The 17,553-nt window shown below is 27.8% G+C and carries 14 protein-coding genes; 10 read left to right on the top strand and 4 right to left on the bottom strand.

Annotated elements, in window-relative coordinates:
• Positions 1 to 5: 5 nt before the first annotated feature.
• Together CXF68_RS08250 and CXF68_RS08245 are read right to left on the bottom strand one after the other, a co-directional pair.
• Complete coding sequence (locus tag CXF68_RS08250; protein WP_101047418.1) at positions 6 to 1,955, bottom strand: PKD domain-containing protein; 1,950 nt, start codon at positions 1,953 to 1,955, stop codon at positions 6 to 8.
• A 104-nt stretch (positions 1,956 to 2,059) separates the two neighbouring features.
• Positions 2,060 to 3,076 (bottom strand): hypothetical protein, encoded by a 1,017-nt coding sequence (locus CXF68_RS08245; RefSeq protein WP_101043907.1) that lies wholly within the window; start codon positions 3,074 to 3,076, stop codon positions 2,060 to 2,062.
• Positions 3,077 to 3,256: 180 nt separating this feature from the next.
• On the opposite strand from CXF68_RS08245, the gene CXF68_RS08240 reads away from it, so the two are divergent.
• The 3 genes from CXF68_RS08240 to uvrA all read left to right on the top strand — a co-directional run bounded on the left by CXF68_RS08240 (position 3,257) and on the right by uvrA (position 7,465).
• Entirely contained in the window at positions 3,257 to 3,844 is a 588-nt protein-coding gene (locus CXF68_RS08240; protein ID WP_101043906.1) for an RNA polymerase sigma factor, read from the top strand.
• On the top strand, positions 3,844 to 4,575 hold the full coding sequence (locus tag CXF68_RS08235; protein WP_101043905.1) for a M48 family metallopeptidase: 732 nt from the start codon (positions 3,844 to 3,846) through the stop codon (positions 4,573 to 4,575). Before CXF68_RS08240 ends, CXF68_RS08235 begins: the two co-directional genes overlap by 1 nt.
• A gap of 70 nt (positions 4,576 to 4,645) precedes the next feature.
• Positions 4,646 to 7,465 (top strand): excinuclease ABC subunit UvrA, encoded by a 2,820-nt coding sequence (gene uvrA, locus CXF68_RS08230; RefSeq protein WP_101043904.1) that lies wholly within the window; start codon positions 4,646 to 4,648, stop codon positions 7,463 to 7,465.
• Between the two features lie 90 nt (positions 7,466 to 7,555).
• Here the strand turns inward: uvrA and CXF68_RS08225 are convergent, their stop codons facing one another.
• The gene (locus tag CXF68_RS08225; protein WP_101043903.1) at positions 7,556 to 8,353 is read right to left on the bottom strand and encodes a lipopolysaccharide assembly protein LapB; all 798 of its coding nucleotides are present in this window, start codon (positions 8,351 to 8,353) and stop codon (positions 7,556 to 7,558) included.
• On the bottom strand, positions 8,350 to 8,907 hold the full coding sequence (locus CXF68_RS08220) for an RNA polymerase sigma factor (protein ID WP_101043902.1): 558 nt from the start codon (positions 8,905 to 8,907) through the stop codon (positions 8,350 to 8,352). The genes CXF68_RS08225 and CXF68_RS08220 overlap by 4 nt, the downstream gene beginning before the upstream one ends.
• A gap of 105 nt (positions 8,908 to 9,012) precedes the next feature.
• Between CXF68_RS08220 and CXF68_RS08215 the strand changes: the two genes are divergently transcribed.
• The 7 genes from CXF68_RS08215 to CXF68_RS20520 all read left to right on the top strand — a co-directional run bounded on the left by CXF68_RS08215 (position 9,013) and on the right by CXF68_RS20520 (position 17,356).
• On the top strand, positions 9,013 to 9,486 hold the full coding sequence (locus tag CXF68_RS08215) for a hypothetical protein (protein ID WP_101043901.1): 474 nt from the start codon (positions 9,013 to 9,015) through the stop codon (positions 9,484 to 9,486).
• 5 nt (positions 9,487 to 9,491) lie between these two features.
• On the top strand, positions 9,492 to 12,173 hold the full coding sequence (locus CXF68_RS08210) for a CHAT domain-containing protein (protein ID WP_101043900.1): 2,682 nt from the start codon (positions 9,492 to 9,494) through the stop codon (positions 12,171 to 12,173).
• Positions 12,174 to 12,215: 42 nt separating this feature from the next.
• Positions 12,216 to 13,802 (top strand): vitamin K epoxide reductase family protein, encoded by a 1,587-nt coding sequence (locus tag CXF68_RS08205; protein WP_198553773.1) that lies wholly within the window; start codon positions 12,216 to 12,218, stop codon positions 13,800 to 13,802.
• Positions 13,803 to 14,058: 256 nt separating this feature from the next.
• Positions 14,059 to 16,245, top strand: a complete 2,187-nt coding sequence (locus CXF68_RS08200) for a peptidase domain-containing ABC transporter (RefSeq protein ID WP_101043898.1) — start codon at positions 14,059 to 14,061, stop codon at positions 16,243 to 16,245.
• A gap of 168 nt (positions 16,246 to 16,413) precedes the next feature.
• Positions 16,414 to 16,617, top strand: coding sequence for a hypothetical protein (locus CXF68_RS08195; RefSeq protein WP_101043897.1), 204 nt, complete (start codon positions 16,414 to 16,416; stop codon positions 16,615 to 16,617).
• A 78-nt stretch (positions 16,618 to 16,695) separates the two neighbouring features.
• Complete coding sequence (locus CXF68_RS08190; protein ID WP_101043896.1) at positions 16,696 to 16,899, top strand: hypothetical protein; 204 nt, start codon at positions 16,696 to 16,698, stop codon at positions 16,897 to 16,899.
• 283 nt (positions 16,900 to 17,182) lie between these two features.
• Entirely contained in the window at positions 17,183 to 17,356 is a 174-nt protein-coding gene (locus CXF68_RS20520; protein WP_157821879.1) for a hypothetical protein, read from the top strand.
• The last annotated feature ends 197 nt before the right edge of the window (positions 17,357 to 17,553 follow it).

Here is a 17,553-nt window from a genome sequence, read left to right as displayed (position 1 = left end):
TTCATTTAAAACTTCCATATTGCATAAAACTGCCAATAATTTTCTCTTGCTGTTTGATTAAAAACATATCGTGCCCCAACACTCGGACCTATTCTAGAAAACCCTCCTGTAATTTCAACCAAATAACCATGACTTAAATTACCAAATGATTCTGTATCTCTATTTTTATCTATTTTAGAACTTAATAGCTCTGCTTTTGTTTCATCACTAAAATGCTCAGTTAAAATTGTAGTTTCTTGTTTTTTATACAACTGAAAATCCCCTTGAACACCAGCTCCTAAACCAAAGTAATTATTTACATTACACCTAACCAAAACAGGTACTTCCCAATTTACACTCTCGTTTTTTTTACTAACAGATATACGTTCTAGTCCTTGCGATGCTTGTAACCCAATATTTTTTTCAGTACTTATAATTTCATCATCATAAAAGTGCATGTTATTTAACCATTCTACCTGCCAATACCATCGATATGATCTATATGGAGAAACAGTTGCTCCGACAAAATAACTATTTGATTTTTTTAATTTTGGATAATAATTATATCCTGCTTTAGCGCCAATAGATATTCCAGGTAAAAACCGCGTAGTAGCTCTATTCGTAATAATCGGTTCATTTTTATCAAAAATAATTGCAGTACCACTACTTGTTTTTTTCTTGTGAAAATCTTTATCAAACTTAACACTATACTTCACGAACCCTTTTGTTGAATCTTTTTCCTTAATATTTTTTTGATTACTGCCTGGTAAATAAATATTTCTAAATGTAAAAATAATTTGCTCTTTAGTAAACATAGTGTCTAAACAACTATAATTTACTTTCTTTTTAGGGCAAATTTCACATTTCGGATACATATCTAAAACTTTTATTGTAGACTTATCTAACATCCTTGGAATATCTGTTTCTAATCTTATTGTTTTTGCAGGCCCTTCTCCATCATTCTGAAATCTAATTTTATACTTTAAAGTTTTAAAACGAACTAATCTATAATTTAAAAATGTTCCGTTAGATGACATTTTATTAGGGTCATGAGAAGTAACTATTTCCATTTCCATCTCTTTTACCTTATGATTTTTATAACTAGAATCAGGTACATATACACCTCTTATTGATATAATAGCACTTGTATCTTTTAACATTTCGGGAGTTGTTTTTAATGTAAAAAATATATTTCGCTCGTCATTAGAATTCATTTGATCAAAATTAAAAATGCTCCAATTTTTGTAATAATTTTTAGATTCTTCTATTGTTTTTAATAAATCTGTTCTAGTAGAATCTAAAACTTGAATAGGGTATTCTTCTACCTCATTAAGTAACGAAGCATATAACTTTTCTTGTTTATCAACATCATTAGCATATACTATTGCTTCTATTTCTTCCTCTTTTTTTTCATTGTAATGAGTTCTTGTATTTATAATTTCAAAATTATTATCCTTATATTTATGCTCATTATAAAAAAAAAATAATTTTCCGCTCGTTACGTAGTTCTTTGTGTTTTTATAACTCATAGTAACAACCATTTTTTCTTCTGGAATTGGTTCTCTATTTTTTTGAATCTTAAAATCATCCGACATTGACGCTATATCAATCCCCTCTTTAAATATTTTGCTTATACTAATCGTCTGAGGTCTTGTAGCTGGTGGTTTTCCTGAATCATAATGATTTGTTACCCATAACTTTACTTTATAGTTCCCTTTTTTTTCATAAATATGTACAGGTGTTTTCTTTTTACTATAATGGCCATCACCAAATTCCCAAAAATAGGAGTAAAAAGCTTTAGGAGCTCCTGAAACTTGATTTAAAAGAGGTGCTTCTGGCGTAAAATTTAATTGATTTCCTTTAACTTTATACTTAATAACAGCCAAGTTCGAAACTGTATCTTTTTTCAAAAAATCTTGAGCAAATAATACTATTGGCAAAAATAACAACCAAAAAAGAATATCACATTTTCTCATATTTTTTTTATTAATAATCATTATAAAATATAGTTCTATAAATATAAGAAAAGCATTCCAACTCAAAAAAATGAGTTAGAATACTTAAAACCTATCGAACTATATTAGTTATTTGCATTACTTTCTATACCAAAATAATAATCTGCCTCTTTTGTATCTGTTTCTACTAATCCAGTCGAAAGTGTTATTTCATGAAACCGTGTATTATTATTTCCATATAAATAAGCTATACGATATTGTGTTTCTTCACAATTTAAAGTAGTACTATAAAAATGATTGGTTAAAGATATTTCATTTTCTATTACTGTAGTTAAATCGTGCATTAGAGTGTAATCTCCTCCTAAATCAATCTTAACTAAATGAATCGTTTCTACACCTTGAGTTCTAATCACATTTATGCCTCCAGATAGTGAATTATATTCTGCTCCAAAAAACAAATAATTAGTTGACGGAGCCTCTAAACTAAATAAACTAACAGTAGGAACACTATCTAAATTCATCAATTTTATTAGCGTTTTATTAATAATAATATATACTTCATTTATATTATTTGTTGTTACAGATATAGAGTTTATTTCTTCAGAAAAATCTGTTGCTATTGTAGCTCCTAACACACCTGTATTAACATCAACTTCCACTAAATTTACAGTTCCTCCGCTTTCTTTTTCTATAATATAATTTTTAGCTAAACTAGAAACATATACTAAATGACTGTAAATAGAAGTTACTTCTCCTATTAAAGTCACAAAGGTTGCTGGTGGGGTCCCATCAATATTAATAATTTTTTTATTAGCTGTATTAAAAAAATGATATATTTCTAAATCATAATTATAAGTAGAAGCATTAGAATAAGTTACTGACCCTCCTAATGAAGCAGCTATTTCATCCGAAGTTCCTAAATCTACGTTCTTACTTAAAGGTGTTGAACCCGACCAAGGATCGTAAATATTTAAGCCAAAAAAATGTTCATTCTCACAAGGATCAATAACTCCATTTAAATCTGTATCAACTTCCGAATCACAGCTAATCAATGTTAATGTAATTAACATAATTAATAATAACATTCCTTTAATCATATTTTTGTGAAATGCTTTTAATTTTTGATTTTTTTTTGTTTTCATAATTTCTAATATTTATTGTTATACATCTCTATATCAATTAATCTTTATTTTTGTTACCTCTTTATTTCACATTGCTTTAAATATATTTATCTTAGTTTTATAATTTTTAATATTTATTGTTATTTATAGCTTTAAATATTTATTACCTTTTTTAGTAAATTATCTGAAAGCAAAGACACTATGTCTCAACAAAAAATACACAAGGACCAAAAATATATTGATGGATTAGCTCAAAACAATTCTTTTATTATTCAATCTATATACGATAATTTTGCCCCTAAAATAATTCACTACATTAAAAACAATAATGGTAATAGTGCAAACGCCCAAGATATTATTCAAGAAGTTCTAACTACAATATATCAACAAGCAACTATTAAGAAACTGCAATTAACATGTCCTTTTGATGCCTATTTTTTTTTATTATGTAAACGAAAATGGATTAATGAACTAAAGAAAAAATTAAATAAAGAGGTAACAACTTTAGATAATACTTTATCTAAACATATAAGTGTGGATGAACTTATCTTTGAAACATCGATTGACGATGAAAAATATATTTTATTTAACAAAATGTTTCAAAAGCTAGGCAACACATGTAAAAATCTACTGAATATGTGCTTTAAGACAAAATCGATGGATGAAGTTGCTCTAAAACTAGACATTTCATATGCATACGCACGTAAAAAAAAATCTTTATGTATAGGGAAACTCACTGAGTATATTAGAGAGTCTTCTAATTTTCAACGAATAAAAAACAATTTATAATGAAAGAGGAGCATTATTTACTTTTTGAGAACTATTTATCAGGTAACTTATCTAATGAAGAGTTATCTCTTTTTAATGATAAACTTATTTCTAATATAGAATTTAAAGAAGGGTTTATTCTATACAGAGCAACTTCTTTATTTTTGAAAGAAAAAAATGAAAATGAAGATTCTAAAAGAGGTTTTGAAAAAAAATTAAAAAAAATCTCAGAGAAAAACTTCAGAAAACATAACGCAAATAAAAAAATAAAAAAAATATTTCACTTCAAATACGGTATCGTAGCTAGCTTACTTCTTCTTTTTACAACCTATTTTTTCTTAACAACATCTAAACCTACCTATAAAAATTTTGTTACCTACAACACTATTGATCTTACAGAAAGAAGTAGCAACCAATTGTTAACAAAAGCTCAAAAAGCTTTTAACATTAAAGATTTTAAGACCTCAACTAAGTATTTTAATCAAATTTTAGCAAAAGACAAAAACAACACCGAAATTCAACTATACAATAGTTTTTCTCTAATCGAATTAAATAAATTTACAGAAGCTGAGAAAAATTTACACTTAATTTACAATGGTAAATCAGCATATAAAAATAATGCCCTTTGGTATTTAGCACTAAGTAAACTTAAACAAGAGGATTATTCATCGTGTATTCTTTTATTAAAAAAAATTTCAGAAAAATCACCACACTGTAAAACAGCTAAAAAACTACTTTCTAAACTAGAATAATTAAATAATGTTTGCAACTAATATTTAATATCATATTATGTAAATTTGCTCTTTTGCTAAAAACCTGAAGTTGAAAGAACAAGAGTACATAGAAGTATACGGAGCTAGAGCTCACAATTTAAAAAACATCGATGTTAAAATTCCTCGTGAAAAGCTAGTCGTTATTACTGGTTTAAGCGGTAGCGGAAAATCATCATTAGCTTTTGACACTATTTATGCTGAAGGACAGCGACGTTATATAGAAACTTTTTCTGCCTATGCTCGTCAGTTTTTAGGAGGCTTAGAAAGACCTGATGTTGATAAAATAGACGGATTATCTCCCGTTATTTCTATTGAACAAAAGACTACGAATAAAAGTCCACGATCAACAGTAGGTACAATTACAGAAATTTACGATTTTCTTCGTTTACTTTTTTCTCGAGCCTCAGATGCTTATTCTTTTAATACCAATGAAAAAATGGTTAGTTATTCTGATGAACAAATCAGGCAACTAATTTTAAAAGATTTTAACGAAAAACGTATTGCAATTCTTGCACCTTTAATCAAATCTAGAAAAGGTCATTACCGTGAACTTTTTGAACAAATTTCCAAACAAGGTTTCGTTAGAGTTCGTGTAGATGGAGAAATAAAGGAAATTGAAAAAGGCATGAAACTAGACCGATATAAAACCCACGATATTGAAGTGGTTATTGATCGTTTAGTTGTTAATGAAAAATCAGACAAACGTTTAGAAGAAACCATTAAAACAGCTTTATATACTGGTAATAATATTTTAATGGTTGTTGATGTTGATAATGAGAAACCTCGTTATTTTAGTAGAGAACTAATGTGTCCTACTACCGGAATAGCATACCCTAATCCTGAACCAAATACGTTTTCTTTCAATTCACCTAGAGGAGCCTGCTCAAATTGTAACGGATTAGGGACTACGAATGAAATTAATGAACAAAAAGTAATACCAGATCATACAATCTCAATTAAAAACGGAGGAATTATTCCTTTAGGAGATCAAAAAAGTAGTTGGATTTTTAAACAATTACAAACAATTGCCGACAGACATGACTTTAAACTTACCGATCCAATAAATAAAATTCCGGCAAATGCTATGAATATTATTTTACATGGTGGTAATGATAAGTTTGAAATTAACTCTAAAGATCTAGGCGTAACTAGAAATTATGAAATTGATTTTGAAGGAATTATTGCCTTTATAGAAAATCAATATAAAAATGCAGAAAGCACCTCTATTAAACGTTGGGCAAAAGACTTTATGGATGAAGTTAAATGCTCTACATGCAATGGTAATAGGTTAAAAAAAGAAGCCTTGCACTTTAAATTCACTGATAAAAGTATTAGTGATTTAGCGCAAATGGATATTACTGAATTAGCTGCTTGGTTTAAAGATATTGAAAGTAGACTTTCAGATAAACAATTAAAAATAGCTTCTGAAATTTTAAAAGAAATTAGAACTAGAATCCAGTTTTTATTAGATGTAGGTTTAGATTATTTAACTTTAGATAGAACCTCTAAATCTCTTTCTGGTGGTGAAGCACAACGAATTAGATTAGCAACTCAAATAGGTTCGCAATTAGTTGGTGTTTTATATATTTTAGACGAACCAAGTATTGGTTTGCATCAACGAGACAATGAAAAACTAATTAATTCTCTAATTAAATTACGTGATGTTGGTAACTCTGTTTTAGTTGTTGAACATGATAAAGACATGATCGAACAAGCTGATTTTGTTTTAGATATTGGTCCTGGAGCAGGAATACATGGAGGTGAAATTGTAAGCGAAGGAACTTTTGATGATTTAAAAACACACAGCACTTTAACTGCAGACTATTTAACAGGCAGAAAACAAATTGCTGTTCCTAAAAAACGAAGAGAAGGAAATGGTAATTTTATTAAACTTTCTGGAGCTACCGGAAATAACTTAAAAAATGTTTCTGTAAAACTTCCTTTAGGTCAAATGATTTGTGTTACAGGGGTATCAGGAAGCGGAAAATCTACTTTAATAAACGAAACTTTATACCCTATTTTAAACGCTCATATTTATCGTGGCGTAAAAAAACCAATGCCTTATAAAAAGATTGAAGGGCTTGAACATATTGATAAGGTTATAGATATTGATCAATCTCCTATCGGAAGAACACCTCGTTCAAACCCTGCAACATACACTGGTACATTTGGTGAAATTAGAAGTTTATTTGCTAAAACTCCTGAAGCTGCAATTAGAGGTTACAAACCTGGTCGTTTTAGTTTTAATGTAAAAGGAGGTCGTTGCGAAACTTGTCAAGGTGGTGGAGTTCGAGTAATTGAAATGAACTTTTTGCCTGATGTTCATGTAGAATGTGAAACCTGCCAAGGAAAACGTTTTAATAGAGAAACATTAGAAATTCGATACAAAGGAAAATCTATTTCTGACATATTGAATATGACTATTGATGATGCTACAAATTTCTTTGAACTCATCCCTAAAATATATCGTAAGTTAAAAACAATTCAAGATGTTGGATTAGGATATATAACACTAGGGCAACAATCTACTACTCTTTCTGGAGGAGAAGCACAACGTATAAAATTAGCTTCTGAATTATCAAAAAGAGATACAGGAAATACATTTTATATTTTAGATGAACCTACTACTGGATTACATTTTGAAGATATTCGTGTGTTAATGGATGTTTTAAATAAATTATCAGATAAAGGAAATACCGTATTAATTATTGAACACAACATGGATGTTATTAAACTTGCTGATTATGTTATTGACATCGGTATGGAAGGTGGTAAAAATGGAGGTAACGTTCTTGTTACTGGATCTCCTGAAAAAGTAGCCAAACACAAAACTAGTTATACTGCTAAGTTTTTGAAGAAGGAACTATAATAAAATTATTACATGTCTTAATTATTTCAAAAAGACATGTAATTATTATAAAGTTACTATTATCAGATTCTTCCATTTTATTCGGAATGACTAATTATCTAACTTACTTAATAACTCTTTAGCTTCTTTATGTTTAAAATAGGAATTCTTAATAACAAACTTTAATTGCTCCTTAGCCTCTTGTAATTGATTAGATTTCACAAATAACAAACTCTTATACCAATATCCCTTTTCAGCATCAATTAAGTCGCTATTAATTAAATTATCTAGTGTTGCTTTAGCCTCATTATATTTACTTAATTCTATTTGAGAAATAGCAATATATAAATATATAGAAGCATTATTTTTATTTTCAGGCAATACTTTTACAAAAACAGGTAAGGCTTTACTATAATTTTTATCATTAAAATAAGTTTCGCCTATAGCTAAATCTTTAATCTTACTCTCTTCACCTCTACTAATATTAGAATGCAATTCATTAGGTTGTATATATACAGCATACAATTCATTAGGTGAATAATTTGTTGTGTAAAACAAACTATAAACAGCAATAAGTATCGCTACACTAGCTGCTGCTATATAAGATAATTTTAAGGTCTTCTTCTTAGAACTACTATACTTTTCATAAGCCATTGAAATAGCTTCTTTTGTTTTTTTTACATCATCACTTTTAAAAACACTATCTAGAGTTTTCAATTCTTCTGAATTAGTATTTTCAATAAAACTCCAATCACTTTCATTTAATGTTTCGAAAAGTTGCTTTTCGAAAATTACTTTTTCTCTAAAACTATCATCATTCGACATTCTTTCTGAAAAATCTTTTTCTTCAGATTCAGAAAGCGCTTCTTTTAAATAATTTTCTATTAATATGTCTTCTTCTAAACTCATAATTCTTTTAATGAATTATATTTAACATCTTTTTTAATTAATTCTGTAAGTTTTTTCTTGCATTTAAAAACTCGTTGTCGAACTACAGTTTCTGAACTATAATCTGTACTATTTACTATTTCTGCATATGGTGTTTTTGCAAAAAATAGCGTTAGTACTTTTTTACAGTTTTCAGATATTTCACCTAGCTTTTCTACAAATAATTCTTGCCTCTTTAATTCTAAATACGCTAAAGAATTATCTTGATCTTCACTTACTAGTTCAATAATTTCGGTGTTTGTTACCTTGTTTTTTGATTTATTTAATTCCCTACGCCATAAGTTTTTGCAAACAGTAAATAAATAAGCATTAAAGCTTGTATTTATCTTAAACTTTTCTTTTTTATACCTTACCGTTATTTGCAGTAATGCTTTTTGAAAAACATCTTCAGCATCCGCAATTCCTCCTTTATTTTGAAGCACAAATTTTTTCACAGAAGTATAATTCTCATTATAAATAAGAATTATTTTTCTAGAATCTCCATCAACAAGTGCTTTTAAAAAAATGTCCCCCATTATTTTAAATTTTTTATTGATGTGCTAAATTAAACTTTTATATTTTAGCGGGTAACTTTTTTAAAAAAGGCGAACTAAAAAGAAGAAAACAAAATATTTTATTTTATGAAAAAATTCAATTTAGCATTAAAAATCACGCTATTGTTTATAGCTTTTTTAACCTTTAATTTCACCTCTAAAACAAACAACAATTTAACAACAAAAACAAATTTTTCAAAAGCAAGTATTGTTGGCTATACAAAAAAATTAATTATTTCTTACGACGCCTTCCTTAATGACTCAGAAAAAGCTCAGATAAGAGCCTGTATTAGTAGTGAATTGAACACCCCTATTTCTCAAATTTCTAATTGCTCCAATGGTAATGAAATTTTATATTTTGATCAAGAACAACTATATTTCCGTATTCCTGGTATTGGTGTTGGTGTTGATGATGATGAACTTGATCAATTACCTCCTGGTGGTATAGTAAAATCTAAACCAGAATTACTCCAAATCCTAGCACCCTGTGGAAATAATTTTGCTTTTGCTATATATTCAGGAAGTTGTAATACTAATAATAACCTTCTCTTTCACAATTAATTTTCATGAAAATACACTATCCCCTTCTTTTTATGCTATTTTATTCTTTTTACGCCAATGGGCAGTTAAAACCACATAAAAATTTCACAGAAAAAAAAGCGGATAGTATATTAAACCTACATGATAAAAATGGTAAGTATGCTAAATTAGCTCATGATATTTCTTTTTTTTTTTATAAAAAAAAGAAGAACTACTCTCTAGCTATTAAATATGGTAAAATAGAAATAAGTACTCTTGAAGAGAAAGGTCTTGACAACAACAAAAATTATTCAAATGCCTTATATAACATAGGTAAATTTTATGCAAAATCAAAAGACCATGAAAATGCTATATTATACTACACAAAAGTAACGAGAACTAATTATTTTCCTTTAAAAAAAGCTCAATCTTATTGTGAGTTAGGTAAATCTTATAGAATAAAAGGAGATTTATATAAATCACTTTTTTTCTACCAGAAAGGACTTCCTTTAATAAAAAAACATGTTACACTACGATCTTTTATTTCACACTGTATTAATTTTTCTCTAACAACTCAAGAGTTAAATACAAAAGAAAGTAATCAATTAGGACTTTTTTATTTAAAGAAAGCAGACAGTATAATACAACAAAACCCATATCTGAATGTTTCTAAATATATTTATCCTTTAAATATAAATTTAGGATATCTATACTCTTCCAAAAAATCATATAACTACAAGAAAGCAAAGTATCATTATTTAAAAAATTTAAACAACGCTATTCTTGAAAAAAACGAAAAAATAATTTCTGCTTCCTATTTAAACTTAGGAGAATTATATTTAAAAAAGGGAAACGATAGTTCTTTTATTTTTTTAAAAAAAAGCTCTGAATTTAATCTTGTGGAAAAACACATAACTTCTGAAGCTTACAGAAATTTAGCGCATTATTATATTGTAAAAAAAGATTTGAATAAAGCTTTAATTAATATTCAAACATCATTAAATACTAGTTTTAATGTAAAAAACAAAGATGCTATTTCTACATTACCAAAAAGTGACTTAATAAATATTTTAAATAAAAGAAATGTAATTAAAGCTTTAAAAAGCAAAACAGAAATTCTTATTTATTTATTTAAAAAAACGAACAATTATGACTACTTAAATAAAGCTATTAATACGATTAATTTAGCAGATAAATTAATAACTATAATAATACAATACAGTACTGAAAACAGTACTCATTTTTTATGGAGAAAAGAAATCTCTAGTATTTACAAACTTGGTGTACAGGTATCTCATTTACTAAACAACGATCTTTTAATGTTTAGTTTTATGGAAAAAAACAAAGCTTTCTTATTAACTGTAAACATTAATAACAATATTAATAACTTTAAACTCCCTTTAAAAATAATTACTAAAGACCTTTTATTAAAAAAAAACATTTTGCAACTAGAAAGTAAAATCCTTACACCCAAAAGAAAAGATTCATTATTTAATTTAAAAGAAAACTACACTTTTTTTAAAGACTCTGTTCAAAAAAAACACCCTCAGTATACCGATTCTAACAAAAGCAGAAAATTACTTTCTTTAAATAAAGTCACTGAACAACTTCCTGAAAATGAAGTTATAATATCCTATGCTTTAAGTAGCCCTAGTTCTAATGAAGAGAAGACATCTTTATATGGTTTGTTAATATCAAATAAAAAAAGTATTTCATTTCAAATTGAGAAAGCTCAACAATTTTTAAAATTATTAGAAGAATACAAAATTCTTATTTCTAAACCACTTATTAGAAAAAATGAATTAAAAAGATTCAAAGAAGTTTCTTTTTCTCTTTATGAATTATTATTTCCTTCAAAAGAAATTAGAGAGGTTATTGAGAATAAAAACATAACTATTATTTCTGATATCGATTTTGAAAACATTCCTTTTGAAGCCTTAAACACAAATAAAAACGGTTTAAATTATTTACTAGAAAACTGTAATATTAACTATGCTTATTCTTATTCTTTCCTAAAGTTTAATTCAAAAAGAAAAAGAAAAACAGTAAATGATTTTATTGGCTTTGCTCCTATTAATTTTAACACGTCAAAGAAACCTCAGTTAAAACACTCAAAAAAAGAAGTAGAAACCATTGGTGGTTTATTAAATGGTGAAATTTACATTTATAATGAATCCTCTAAAGAAAACTTCATCAATAAAAGTTCGGATACAAAAATAATTCACTTAGCAACTCATGCGTCCTTAAATCATAATCCTTCTATAACATTTTATAACAAAGAACTTAAACTACACGAATTATACACCTATAAAAACAATGCTGATTTAGTTGTTTTAAGTGCTTGTGAAACGAATTTAGGAGACATAAAACCAGGTGAAGGAGTTTTAAGCCTTGCAAGAGGGTTCTTTTATTCTGGAGCAAAATCTGTAGTTTCGTCTCTATGGAATGTAAATGACAAATCAACAACCTATATAATGACTTCCTTTTACAAGAACTTAAAGGACGGTAAATCAAAATCAGTAGCATTAATCAATGCCAAACGAGAATACCTTAACAATCATTCATTATCAGAAAAATCACCTTATTATTGGGCTTCTTTTGTATTAATTGGTGACGGTGGAAAAGTAAGACTAACAAACCATAACTACCTATATATATTACTATTAGGAGTAATATTTATGAGTACTTTATTTTTTTATTTTAAAAATAAAAAAAAGAGGGTAACATAATCTAAGTTATTGAACAGTATAGAAACTAAACATTTTTATACTTTGAAAGATACATTAATCAACTTAGTACAACGCTTATTAAAAAAGAATCAAATATCTTTTGATAAAGAAGAACTTTCTTTTCAAATACAAAGTCATCCTTCATACCCTAGTTTATATGCTATAACAGGAGTTTTAGATCATTTTAATATCGAGAACGTAGCTGCTGATGTACCAGTAAATACAGAAACCCTTTTACAGTTACCTAATTGTTTTATAGCTCAAATTAATACTAAACAAGATAAAGATTTAATTACCGCAGAAAAAGAGGGGACTAACTATATTATATATAACACGGAAAACAAAAAAGAGAAAATTTCTGAAAGTGATTTTCTTCAAAAATTCACAGGTATTATTGTTGCTGTAGAACAATCTGAAGATAGTGTACAACTAAAAACAAATTCTAGTATTACCAAAATTATTGCATTAAGTACTTTAACTATACTTGCATCTTTTGTAATTTATCAGAATGCAATTTCTTTATATGCACCTATATATTTAATACTATCTATTGTTGGTATCATAATTAGTGTCGCTATCGTAAAACAAGAACTGGGATTAAAAACTACAATAGGTGATGCTTTTTGTTCTGGAGCTGATGAAAAAAAAGATTGTGACGCTGTTTTAACTTCTAAAGGATCAGAAATATTTAGAGGCTATAAATTAAGTGATTTTAGTATTTTATATTTTACAGGCTTAACACTTTTAACATTTCTTCAAACCGCTAATCCAGCAATTTCATACACCATAAGCTTAGTCGCAATTCCAGTTACTTTATACTCATTATACTATCAATATGCCGTTGTAAAAAAATGGTGCTTGCTTTGTTTAAGTATTGTTGGTGTTTTATGGCTACAAGCTTTAGCTCCTATAATTACAAATACTTATGTTACTGAATTTATAGTTACAGATGTTGTTGTTTTTAGTTTAGTTACATTAACCACCTGGTTATCTTGGAACTACATAAAACCATTATTTACCGACCTTAATAAATTAAAAAAGGAAAAAATTGAAAATGTGAAGTTTAAAAGAAACTACACCTTATTTGAAAGCTTACTGCAAAAATCACCACAGCTAGATACTCAAATAGAAAACAGTAATGAGATTATTTTTGGAAACCCAAATTCAAACTTAGAAATAGTGCTTGTAACCAACCCTTTTTGTGGACATTGTAAACCCGTACATAAGCATATTGATGAAATACTACAGAGATACAACTCTCAAATAAAGGTAATTATCCGTTTTAATATATATACTAAGGATAAAAATAGTGAGGCTGTAAGAGTTACAGCTAAATTACTAGAAATTTATAATGAAAAAGGGAAAGAAGAATGTTTAAATGCTATGACAGAAATTTATGAAGTCGGAAAACCAAATATCTGGTTTGAAAAATGGGGGAATTGCAATGAGAAAGAAGAATATTTCAATGAATTAAAAAAAGAAAACAAATGGTGTAAAGCGAATGCTATAAACTTTACACCAGCTGTCTTAGTTAATGGAAAATCTTTCCCAAAAGAGTACAACAGAACAGACTTAATTTTCTTTATTGAAGAATTAGAAGAAAACTATCAACCATTAGTAATCGTATAAATCTATAAAAACAGCAAAACTCTATAAGAACCTTGCTTATCCGAACAGTATTTTTTTTGCGAAGAATAGACACATACAGTGAGGAGTTATTATAATATTCAGTGTTTACATGAATATGGTAATGATGCCTTTTGTGATGACGGAGGTCATTGTGTAATTGGATAATTTTTCATTAAAAAATTGAAAAAAATAAAGAGTTTAGTTTCTTTTAGTCGAATTTCATTATCAATAGTTTTAATAAAATAATAATAATTTTTTGAAAAAATTTCCAAATTTCCAACAAACAGAAGCCAAAGATTGTGGGCCTACATGTATAAAAATCATATCAAAACATTATGATAAAACTATTAACACCCAACAATTACGTAAACTAAGTGAAACCACTCGAGAAGGTAGTAGTTTACTCGGTTTAAGTGATGCTGTGGAATCTATGGGGTTCAAATCTTTAGGGATAAAATTATCATATAATAAACTGCAAGAAGCTCCATTACCATGTATACTACATTGGAATAAAAATCACTATGTAGTACTTTATAAAATTAAAAAAGACTCTATTTATATTTCCGATCCTGCTCATGGATTAATCTCTTTTACCAAAGCAGAGTTTATTCAATCTTGGATTGGTAACAATGCTAATGAAAATACAGAAGAAGGTATTGCTTTATTAGTAGAACCTACCCCTCGTTTTTATAATGAAGAATTTGAAGAAGATGAAAAATTTGGATTCTCTTTTATATTCAAATACTTATTCAAATACAAAAAATTTATAGTACAGCTTATTATAGGACTGCTTGCTGGAAGTTTATTGCAACTAATACTTCCGTTCTTAACACAAAGTATTGTGGATGTTGGTATTAAAAACCAAGATTTAAACTTTATATATTTAATCTTATTTGCTCAATTATTTTTGTTTGTTGGTAAAGCTTCTTTAGAAATTATTCGAAGTTGGATTTTACTGCACTTAAGTACTCGAATAAATATTTCATTAATCTCTGATTTTTTTATAAAATTAATGAAACTACCCATCTCCTATTTCGATGTAAGAATGACGGGGGATTTATTACAAAGAATTAATGATCATAAACGAATAGAGCGAATATTAACTACTTCTTCTTTAACTGTTTTATTTTCTTTTTTCAACCTAATTATTTTCAGTTTAGTACTAGGCTATTATAGTTTACAAATTTTTGGAGTATTCGTTATAGGAAGTGTTTTATACTTCGGATGGGTATTATTCTTCTTTAAAAAACGTAAGGAATTAGATTACAAACGATTCTCACAAGTAAGTCAAGAACAAAGTAAAGTAATTGAACTTATTAACGGAATGCAAGAAATTAAGCTACATAATGCCGAACGCCGAATGCGTTGGAACTGGGAATATGTACAAGCTCGATTATTTAAAGTAGCTACTAAAAGTTTAGCGTTAGAACAAACTCAAAGTGTAGGTTCTAATTTCATTAATGAACTAAAGAATATGTTCATAACTGTACTTTCTGCTAAGTTGGTTATTGACGGCGATATTACATTGGGTATGATGATGGCTATTAGTTATATCGTTGGCCAATTAAATGGGCCAATTACACAATTAATTAATTTCATGCGTGACGTACAAGATGCTCAAATATCTATTGATAGGCTTGGTGAAATTCATAATATGGAAGATGAAGAGAAACCTGGCGATGAAAAAGTTACACACATTCCTGAAAATGCAGTTATAAAATTAAATAATATTTCATTTAGATATACGGGAGGATTAGAACCTGTACTTAACGACTTATCCTTAGAAATACCTGCAAATAAAACTACCGCCATTGTTGGAGTTAGTGGTAGTGGTAAAACTACTTTAATGAAACTATTACTTGGTTTTTATCAAGTAGATAAAGGAGATATTATGGTAAATAATTTTAACCTGAAAAACATCTCTCAAAAAGAATGGAGAAGAAACTGTGGTGTAGTAATGCAAGAAGGATACATTTTTAATGATTCCATTGCTAAAAATATTGCCGTAGGTGAAGATTATGTTGATAAAAAAAAATTAGCACATGCTATAAATGTAGCTAATATAGCGGATTATATAGAAGGGCTACCACTTGGGTACAATACTAAAATAGGTAGTGAAGGTAACGGATTGAGTACTGGACAAAAACAACGACTACTTATTGCTAGGTCTGTATATAAAAATCCACGATTCTTGTTTTTTGACGAAGCTACTTCTGCCCTAGATGCTAATAATGAAAAGGTAATTATGGAAAAATTGAATGAGTTCTTCTCTGATAAAACAGCCGTTGTAATTGCTCACCGATTAAGTACCGTGAAAAATGCACATCAAATAGTGGTATTAGATAAAGGGAAAATCATTGAAAAAGGTACACATGACGAACTTATTAAACTAAATGGAAGTTATTATCATCTGGTAAAAAACCAACTAGATTTAGGTAAATAAAGTATATAAACGTTATTACGAACAGAAAAAATCACGATGTAATTTATATAAATAAAATTACATCATTTCATTCGAAATGGCAAAAAAATTCTCTCGCGAGGAATAGACAGAAACTTTGAATGTCTTTAAATTTTCAAAGATTTAATCAAAATTATTAATCTTTTAATTATGAAAAAATCAATTTTAAACCTAGGGAAAGCTTTAAATAAAGCGGAACAAAAAGAAATTAATGGTGGTTTCTTTTTTGATACTTCAGGGTGCCATATAGTAGGATCTGGCGATTATGGCATTATATGTTCTGCTTGTTGCAAGAAAAGTGGAAACGACGATAGTTGCGAACCTGATTTTACTCAAATCTGCATGCGTGATTAATTTTTAATCTCAAAAAAACATACCCCTGGGTGTCTTTAAATTACTCAAGGGTTTTATCAATTTTATTATTTTTTAATTATGAAAAAATCAATTTTAAAAATAGGCGAAGCTTTAAACAAAGCAGAACAAAAATTAGTTATAGGAGGTAATAATTGTGATTATTATGCAAGAATTAATCTTTGCTTCGCTACTGATGATCCCTATTGTATACCTTGTAACCAAATAAATAACTATCCTGGTGCTGCAAATTGTCATAATATCGACAATGGTTGTTTCGAATAAAACTCACAATATTACTTAAGAATTAAATAAAACGAAACAAAATACTATTAATCGTGATGAATTAACTGTCTATTAGATGATTTCTATCAACACAAAGTTAATTCACTTCAATTAATAACAAGAGTACCATATAATCAATTATGCCGAGATAGAGGAATTCCATTCTGTCTGTTTTTTTGATGATATCAGAAGAAATTAAACCATTCTCTAGCAAAGAGTAGACATAAATCTTGAATGTCGTTAAATAATCAAGAATTTAATCAATTTTATAAATTATTTTAAAATGAAAAATTTAAATAAATTAGGTAAGGCTTTAAATAAAGCAGAGCAAAAAACTATTAATGGTGGTGATGTACACAATCTAAAAAAAGAAGGTGATTATTGTTATTCACATTTAGAACATAATGGAACTGGTTGGGTACTAGTAACTGTTTGTGATGACGGAGGTTTAAATTAATTATCTCTTATATTCTAATTTCTGGAATAGGAATACACATTCCTATTCCTTTTTAATATTCCAAATACCACAAAATATTTCACAAATAGAAATACGAAGAGAAGGAATTCAAAAGAATATTATAAAACTAAAATTCTCTTGCGGGGAATAGACACAAACCTTGGGTGTCTTTAAATTACTCAAGGATTTAATCAAAT

Source organism: Tenacibaculum sp. Bg11-29, from assembly GCF_002836595.1.
In the GTDB taxonomy this organism is placed as follows: domain Bacteria; phylum Bacteroidota; class Bacteroidia; order Flavobacteriales; family Flavobacteriaceae; genus Polaribacter.
The sequence above is the reverse complement of the archived record's forward strand: the minus strand, read 5'-3'. Positions and strand labels throughout refer to the sequence as shown.

Coding starts and splice junctions, on each gene's coding strand:
- CXF68_RS08245 (WP_101043907.1), bottom strand. CDS start 3,076: ATGAAAACAAAAAAAAATCAAAAATTAAAAGCATTTCACAAAAATATG.
- CXF68_RS08225 (WP_101043903.1), bottom strand. CDS start 8,353: ATGAGTTTAGAAGAAGACATATTAATAGAAAATTATTTAAAAGAAGCG.
- CXF68_RS08250 (WP_101047418.1), bottom strand. CDS start 1,955: ATGAGAAAATGTGATATTCTTTTTTGGTTGTTATTTTTGCCAATAGTA.
- CXF68_RS20520 (WP_157821879.1), top strand. CDS start 17,183: ATGAAAAATTTAAATAAATTAGGTAAGGCTTTAAATAAAGCAGAGCAA.
- CXF68_RS08195 (WP_101043897.1), top strand. CDS start 16,414: ATGAAAAAATCAATTTTAAACCTAGGGAAAGCTTTAAATAAAGCGGAA.
- CXF68_RS08240 (WP_101043906.1), top strand. CDS start 3,257: ATGTCTCAACAAAAAATACACAAGGACCAAAAATATATTGATGGATTA.
- CXF68_RS08215 (WP_101043901.1), top strand. CDS start 9,013: ATGAAAAAATTCAATTTAGCATTAAAAATCACGCTATTGTTTATAGCT.
- CXF68_RS08190 (WP_101043896.1), top strand. CDS start 16,696: ATGAAAAAATCAATTTTAAAAATAGGCGAAGCTTTAAACAAAGCAGAA.
- CXF68_RS08210 (WP_101043900.1), top strand. CDS start 9,492: ATGAAAATACACTATCCCCTTCTTTTTATGCTATTTTATTCTTTTTAC.
- CXF68_RS08235 (WP_101043905.1), top strand. CDS start 3,844: ATGAAAGAGGAGCATTATTTACTTTTTGAGAACTATTTATCAGGTAAC.
- CXF68_RS08220 (WP_101043902.1), bottom strand. CDS start 8,907: ATGGGGGACATTTTTTTAAAAGCACTTGTTGATGGAGATTCTAGAAAA.